At 67.8% G+C, this 7,484-nt stretch carries 3 protein-coding genes; 1 reads left to right on the forward strand and 2 read right to left on the reverse strand.

All coding sequences use genetic code 11. From position 1 onward, the window contains the following. Positions 1-4,743 (forward strand): autotransporter outer membrane beta-barrel domain-containing protein (locus VIR09_RS18145; RefSeq protein WP_332014131.1); only part of this gene is annotated, 4,743 nt, incomplete at its 5' end. Positions 4,744-4,770: 27 nt separating this feature from the next. On the opposite strand, the gene VIR09_RS18150 is transcribed toward VIR09_RS18145, so the two are convergent. Further along, on the reverse strand, positions 4,771-6,348 hold the full coding sequence (locus VIR09_RS18150) for a serine hydrolase (RefSeq protein ID WP_332014132.1): 1,578 nt from the start codon (positions 6,346-6,348) through the stop codon (positions 4,771-4,773). Positions 6,349-6,355: 7 nt separating this feature from the next. Continuing rightward, complete coding sequence (locus VIR09_RS18155) at positions 6,356-7,483, reverse strand: hypothetical protein (protein ID WP_332014133.1); 1,128 nt, start codon at positions 7,481-7,483, stop codon at positions 6,356-6,358. Position 7,484 lies beyond the last annotated feature (1 nt).

A 7,484-nucleotide genomic window follows, 5' to 3' on the forward strand; every position in this document is an offset into this window, starting at 1 on the left:
ACGGGCGGCGCGGGCGGCGGCATCGCCATGGCCAATAGCGGCGGCATCGACACCTCGGGCGACAACAGCGCCGCGGTGCTGTTGCAGAGCATAGGCGGCGGGGGCGGGGTGGGCGGCGACGCCAACAGCACCGGCGTGATCGCGTCGATTGCCATCGGCGGCACGGGCGGCGCGGCCGGCAACGGCGGCCTGGTTCAGTTTTCCTCGCAAGGCAAGATCCTGACCCGCGCCGGCAACGCCACGGGCGTGATCCTGCAGAGCATAGGCGGTGGTGGCGGCAGCGGCGGATCGGCCAATGCGGTCGGCGTGGGCGTGGGGCTGAACGTCACTGTGGCGACCGGCGGCAAGGGCGGCAGCGGCGGCTCCGGCAGCACGGTGTCATTCACGCAGGCCCGCCAGGGAACGATCACGACGCTGGGTGCGCACAGCAATGGTGTGCTGACGCAAAGCATAGGCGGAGGCGGCGGCAGCGGCGGGCTGGCCAACTCCCGCGCCATCACGATTGCGCCGCCCTTGGGCGACAAACCCAGCGGCACGGTCACGGTTGCGGTGTCCAACGGCGGCGCGGGTCAAGGGGCGGGCGATGGCGGGACCGCCGTGTTCGCGAATGCCGGGGGTATCCATACCTCAGGCGCCCAAAGCAACGGCGCGGTGGTCCAGAGCATAGGAGGCGGTGGCGGCAACGGCGGCGGGGTACTGGCGCCGGTCAAGATTCCGACCATAGGCAACTCGCTGGTCGACCTGCAACTGAGCGTGCGTCACGGCGGGCAGGGTGGCCAGGGCGGCAGTGGTGGACGGGTGCAGGCCGGCAACGCCGTCACGGGCATCATCGCCACCCAGGGGACGGGGGCGGCTGGCATCGTCGCCCAAAGCATAGGTGGCGGCGGGGGCAACGGCGGCATCGTCCAGGCGCACGACGCCAATTCGTTCAATGACATCCTGGGCTCGCCCGCCAGTCTGGCGGGCTTGCTGGACAAGGCCGCGAGCTGGCTGGAGCGGACGCCGACGCTGGCGTTCAGCAAGGCCGTCAATCTGTCGGTCGGCGTCACGACCGGCGGCAATGGCGGCGCGGGGAACGGCGCCAGCGCCTTCAATGTGCGCAATGACGGCGCCATCTCGACGGCGGGAGATCACGCGCCCGGCATCCTGGCGCAGAGCATCGGCGGCGGTGGAGGCAATGCGGGCACGATAGATTCGGCGGGCGCGTCCAGCCTGCTGTCCAGCATCGACGCGCTGATCAAGGCCGCCGCGTCGGGCGTGCAGGATCTGTTCACTGTCGCGCTGCCGCAAACCAGCATCACCCACCAGACTGGCGGCAACGGCGGTGAGGCGGGCGCGGGCGGCGGCAGCGCTGCGGATCCGGCCGTCGTGACGAACACGGGAGTCATTGCGACGCAAGGCGGCGGTTCGGCAGGCATCGTCGCGCAGAGCATAGGCGGTGGCGGCGGGAGAAGCACAGCCAGCGGGCAGGATCTGCAGGCGGTGGTATCGGCTGGCGCGGGCAGCCAGGCCCCAGCGATCATCGACAAGATCACCCGCATCGTCAGCCTCCTGGGCACCAAAGGCGGGTCACTGCTGGGCTCCCTGGTCAATGTGCGTACCGGCGGGGTGGATGGGGCCAGCGGCGCGGGCGGCGCCGTCATGGTCGACGCCAGCGCAGCGACCAGCCAGATCTCCACGCAGGGTTACCAGGCGCCGGGCATACTCGCGCAGAGCGTGGGCGGGGGCGGCGGCATTTCGGTGGTCGACCAGCCCCTGTTCCTGTGGAACCAGACCGCCGCGGCGATCACGCTGGGCGCCGCGGGCGACCCAAAGCAGGGTTCCTCGACCAGCACGGGCGGCGCGGCCAGCGTGGTTCATGGCGGGACGCTCGCGACCCGGGCGGGCGGCTCTGCCGGGATCATGGCGCAGAGCGTGGGCGGCGGCGGCGGGGTCAGCACGCTGATCCTGCGCAATGCCAGCCTTGCCGCCATCCAGCAGGAGGCCTCGCTGGCGGTCGCGTTGGGCGCCGAATATCCGTCCATCACCAACACCTTCGGCATGGTCCAGGCGTCCGGCGGCACGGTGAGCGTGGCCAACAACGTTGGCCGCGTCACCACGCAAGGGTGGTTCTCTCCAGGGATCCTGGCGCAAAGCGTGGGCGGCGGAGGCGGCATGGCGGCGGTGTCGTCCAGCGCGTCTCTCACGAGCATCGATATTCAGATGGGGAGCACCGCGAAAGCTGGGGGAGGCGGCTTCCTGGGCAATGTCACCGGCGGCGGAGGTAGTGTCAGCGTCGCGAACACGGGCGGCAGCATCGCCACGAACGGCGCGCTGTCCTTCGGCGTGCTGGCGCAGAGCATAGGGGGTGGCGGCGGCCTGGTCATGGTGGACAACGGCGCGGGGCCAGCCGCGAATGCGGTGAACCTCACGTTCGGCTCCAGTTCGCCGATGGTAGGTCCGGGAGGAAGCGTCACCGTGACGCAGGACGTGGGCGGCAGCATTGCCACGGCCGGCACGAATTCGCATGGCATCGTCGCGCAAAGCATAGGCGGGGGCGGTGGCATCGCCGGCCTGGCGACGCGGCCCGGTCTCGTGACCTTGAAACCCGTCGGGTCCCCGGCGGCAGGCGGCGACGGCAATGCCATCAACCTGTCCATTTCGGGCTCGGTCGCGACCTCGGGCAAAGGCGCCGCCGGCATCCTGGCGCAAAGCGTGGGCGGGGGCGGCGGGCTGGCGGGCGACCAGTCGTCCGCGCAATACACGACGGGCCTGATACAGAACGCGGGACTGACCGGCGGCCAAGGCAATGGCGGCAGCGTCAACGTGACCATCGGCACAGGCGGCACCGTCCAGACTTCCGGCGCCAACGCGCCCGCTATCCTGGCGATGAGCGTGGGCGGGGGCGGCGTGTTCAAGGACGGCGCGCTTTATCAATACAGCACGCCTGGCAACTACCCGGCATACGGCGGTCCGGTAAGCGTGGCCATCGGCCATGCCGCGCAGGTCGTCGCCACTGGCGCCAATTCGCCGGCCGTGGTCGCGATCAGCAATGGCGCCTATGGCGGCGGCCGGGCGGTTTCGGTCAGCCTGGAACAGAATGCTTTGATAAGCGCCGACGCCAGGTCCGGCACGGGCATCCTGGCCATTGCCCCACTGGCCGGCACCACCATCACCAATGCCGGCACCATCCAGGCCAAGACGGCGATCGATGTGGCCGGCCAGACCGTCGTCAACAACAGCGGGACCGTGGCAGGCGACGTGCTGATGGGCAGCGGCAGCATCTTCCATAACAACGCCGGCGCCAAGCTGTACAGCGGCGCCCGCTTCCAGGGCGATCTGATCAGCGCCGGCATCCTGAATCCGGGCGGGCCGGGCGTGTTCGCGGCGACCCGGATCACCGGCACGCTGAACCATACGGGAACCTATCGGCCCGATCTGGATTTCGGCGGCCACAATAGCGACTTCCTCTCGGTATCGGGCGCATCGACCTTCGCGGGAACCGTCCGGCCGGTGCTGCGCAATCCCGTGAAGAACGTGTGGCTGGGGATAGGCCACTTCGACGCCGAGCAAACCAGCGTGCCCGCGACCGCAAGCGACAGCCCTTTGTTCAGCTACGTGCTGAAGAACAATGGCGCAGGCGGCTTGCGCGACCCGCTGATTGCGGTCGACGCCGACTTCACGCCGTCGGCGTTCCCGCTGAACTCGGACCGCGCGCGGATCGCGAGTTCGCTGCAGGCGCTATGGGACCGGGGGGCGGCGAGCGATGCGTCCACCTTCGACAAGTTCACGGGTGTTCAAAGCGCGGAGCAGTACCGCTCTGCCTTGAACCGCGTCGCCCACGACGGTCAATTCGCCCGGGCTGCCAACCAGATGCAAGCCTCCTACGCGTCGATGAACCGGATGATGAGCTGCCCGGCGTTCGTCGGGGAAAGCACCATCCTGCGCGAAGGTGATTGCGTCTGGACGCGCCTGGACACGAACTGGACCCAGCGCAAGGCCACTTCGGACGACGAGGGCTACCGCGTGCGCCAGAGCACGCTCACCCTGGGCGCGCAGCGCGAGATCGCCGCCAACTGGTTCCTGGGCGGATCGCTGAGCTACGCCTATGGCAAGACCACCTCGACCTCCGATCTTTCGGGGAATAGCGATACCTACGCGGGCGGCCTGGCCCTGAAGTACAACAACGCGCCGTGGCAGGTTTCGCTTGCCGTGCATGGCGGCGTGGAGAAGAGCAGGATTTCGCGTGGCACGCTGGACGGCGTGGCCAAGAGCAAGCCGGAGTCGTCCTTTCTTGCGGCCAGGCTGCGCACGGCCTACGAGTTCAGCCAGCCGTCCTGGTACTTGCGGCCCTACGTGGACCTGGACGTGAGCCACATCCGGCAGGACGCCTACAGCGAACAAGGGGCGGGCGCCTTCGACCTGAAGGTGCGCGGCAACGACACGACCTCGTTCATGGTCTCGCCCATGATGGAACTGGGCGGACGCAAGGACCTGGCCAACGGCTCGACCTTGCGCTCATACGTGGCCGCCGGGATGAGCTTCCTGAGCGGCGGTGACATTGTCACCACCATGCAGCTCAATGTGCCGGGCGCGACGCCGTTCACGCTGCGGTCCGGCATGCCCAGGACCTACGGCAATCTGTCGGCCGGCCTGGAATACGTCACGCCCAAGGGCATGGAACTGAAGACCGAGTACGCCTTGCGCGGCAATGGGGAATACCGCGACCAGTCCCTGACCCTGCGCGCCGCCTATCGCTTTTGACCCGGCGGTCCGGCGGCGCGCAGGGGATTACTTGCTGGTCCAGCGGCCCAGGCCGTTGTCGTCGTAGAACTTGATGTCGAAGCCCTGGGCCCGCCCCTGTCCCATCTTGAAGACGATGGATGCCTGCGACGCGACCAGTTCGGCTTCGCCCGCGGGCGAGAAGGCGTAGGTGTCGCCGTCCCAATGCCGCATGGGGAAGCGCATGCCCTTGGGCCCCAGCACCAGGGTCAGGGCGCCATTGGCCTCCTGGATTTCGGCGGGACCGTAGTAGGGGTTGTCGAACCTGCCGGTGTATTGCGACAGCGCTTTCGACGGCGCGGGCTTGGCGGGTTCGGCCTGTCCGGACAGATCGGCCTGGGGTTCGAAGAAGGCCTTCATGGCGCCGTTGTAGGCCGCGAACCAGTCGCGCGTGGGTTTGCCATACAGCGCCGTGTCGATGAACGAGGCGGCGACGGATTCGGCCGCGCCCACCGGCGCGCCGTTGGTCAGCACCACGATGCCGACGCCGGCGGAAGGGACGATCCTGAATGTCGTTCCGGTCCCCATCAGGAAGGCGCCCGAATGCCCCATCGAGGGGCGTCCGCCCAGTTCGGTGTTGACGTTGAAACCGTAGCCGTAGAAGCCGGAGCGCGAATCCAGATCATGTGCGCGGGCGCTGAAAGCCTGGGCCGACAATGCGGGCAGCAAGGCGCCCGGGGCGATCATGGCTTTGCCCTGGTACTGCCCGTCCGCCAGCAGCAGCTTCAGCCATTCCGCCAGATCGACGACCGTGGACGACACGCCGCCCGCGGGCGCCTGCTGGTCCGCGTCGCGCTGGCCCGAGGGCACGAACTTGCCTTTCTGGAACGCATGCAGCACGGCGCGATTGCCGTGCGCCTCGAAGTCGCCATAGCGGTAGCTGGTCGACTTCATGCCCAGCGGCTTGAACAGCTGTTCATCGGCTAGCGCTTCCCAGGGGCGTCCGGCAGCCTTGGCCACCGCTTCCGCGCCTATGGTGGTGCTGAAGTTGGCGTAGTGGTAGGACGTGCGGAACGCGTCCAGCGGCAGCAGCCGCAGGCGGGTGATCACGTCGCTGCGGGAAAAGCCCAGGTCTTCGAGGTCGTCGCCCGCCGTGCCAGGCAAGCCGGAGCGGTGCGCGAAGAAATCGCCGATCGTGGCGCGTTCCGACACGTAGGCATTGCTCAGCCTGAAGTCCGGCAGATAGCGCGAGACCGGATCGTCCCAGGCGGCCTTGCCCTGGGATATTTCGATGGCGGCCACCGTTGCCGACAGTGATTTGGAGACGGATGCGATCTGGAACACGGTCTGCGCGTCCACCGGCGCCTGCTTGCCCGCCTCGCGCGTGCCGTAGCCTTGCGCCAGCACGGTCTTGCCGTCGATGACCACGGCCACGGCCATGCCCGGCACCTGGCTGCGCTGCATGATGTTCGCGATGATCTGCGGCAGATCCTGCACTGCGCGTTCCTTGCTGCCGGCCGGGATCGCCACCGCGTCGGCGGGCGGGGTCGGCCCGTTGGCGATGGGAATGGGCTGAGACCAGGCTGCGGGGGCGCTGCCCAGCGCAAGTACGATTGCCGCGGTGATGAGCGTATGTTTGCTGTTCATGATGGCCTCAGAATCCTGCTTGGTAAGCGATGCGAATAACGCCCTGGTTGATGCGCAGAGCCTGGTCGCGCTGATGCGTGAGCCCGGCCTGCACGATGAAACCCAGGGGAGTGACATAGGTGACCGCGCCTGAAATTCCCCAATCCGTATCGTCCAGCAGGCCGTATTGCGCCAGCTTCTGGCCGCTGCCGGACAGTTTGCGTACGGCGGCCGTCGCGGTCAGTTGCCAGCGGTCGCGCGACAGCGAAACCGAGGTCACGCCGTTGCCGTTGGATACGGGAGCGCCGCGAAAGGCGCTGGAGTAGGTCGCTTCGTTGAACCAGCTCAGGTTCCACGCGTTGCCCAGCGGCGCGTCGTAGCGCAAGCGGGCCGACACTGTGTTGGCGCTTTTCCCTTGCCCCGGATCCAAATGCAGCCGGCCGCCGTCCAGGCCGCCCGACAGCCCCTCCAGCCCGGGCAGGTCGCGGAAGTCGTAGGAGAGAATGAAGGACTTCAACTGGTCGCTGAACATCGGCGGCTGATCGGGTCCGAGGAGGCCGCCATCCAGGCTCAGCCTCCGGTTCATCGCGGTGTTGTCGCGCTTGAACAGCATGGCGGCGACGGAATGCGTGCCTTGGCCCGTGCTGTCGAGGGTGTAGCGCCCGCCCAGCCCGATCGATCCGCGGAACTCGGAGTTTTCGTTGAAGCCTGTGTACAAGCCGTCGATCACGTGCCAGGCGTCGCCGAAGCCCAGGTCCATCTTGCCGCCGTACAGCGCGTAGTTGTCGGCGGTGTAGGCGGCGAACAGATTGTCCAGGTCCACGCCCAGGTCGGAAAAGGCGTTGTCCTTGGTGTCGTTGGTGGACGAATTGAATGTCGCCTTGGTGCGGATCGAAAATTGCCGATTCAACTGCAGCACCAGCGCCGCTTCCGCCGTGGGCTGCACGCTGCTCCAGTGCGAGCGGGGGAGCTGGCCGTTATCGTCCTGCACGCCGAAGAAGCCGGTGTAGCCGGTCATCAGCAGGAACCTGCCGTTCAGCCGCGGATAAGTCTCGCCGCCTTCGCCCAGCTCGCTGTAGGGCGTGAGGAAAATCTCCGTTTTGAAGATATCCCGGGCTTCCTGCGCGCACGCGCCTTGCGCGGCCACGGCCAGCAGC

Origin of the sequence: Achromobacter sp., assembly GCF_036567245.1 — a bacterium.
Lineage (GTDB): Bacteria > Pseudomonadota > Gammaproteobacteria > Burkholderiales > Burkholderiaceae_B > Achromobacter.

Bases quoted from the DNA above. Each gene is read 5' to 3' on its own strand.
- VIR09_RS18150 (WP_332014132.1), bottom strand. From the start codon at position 6,348: ATGAACAGCAAACATACGCTCATCACCGCGGCAATCGTACTTGCGCTG.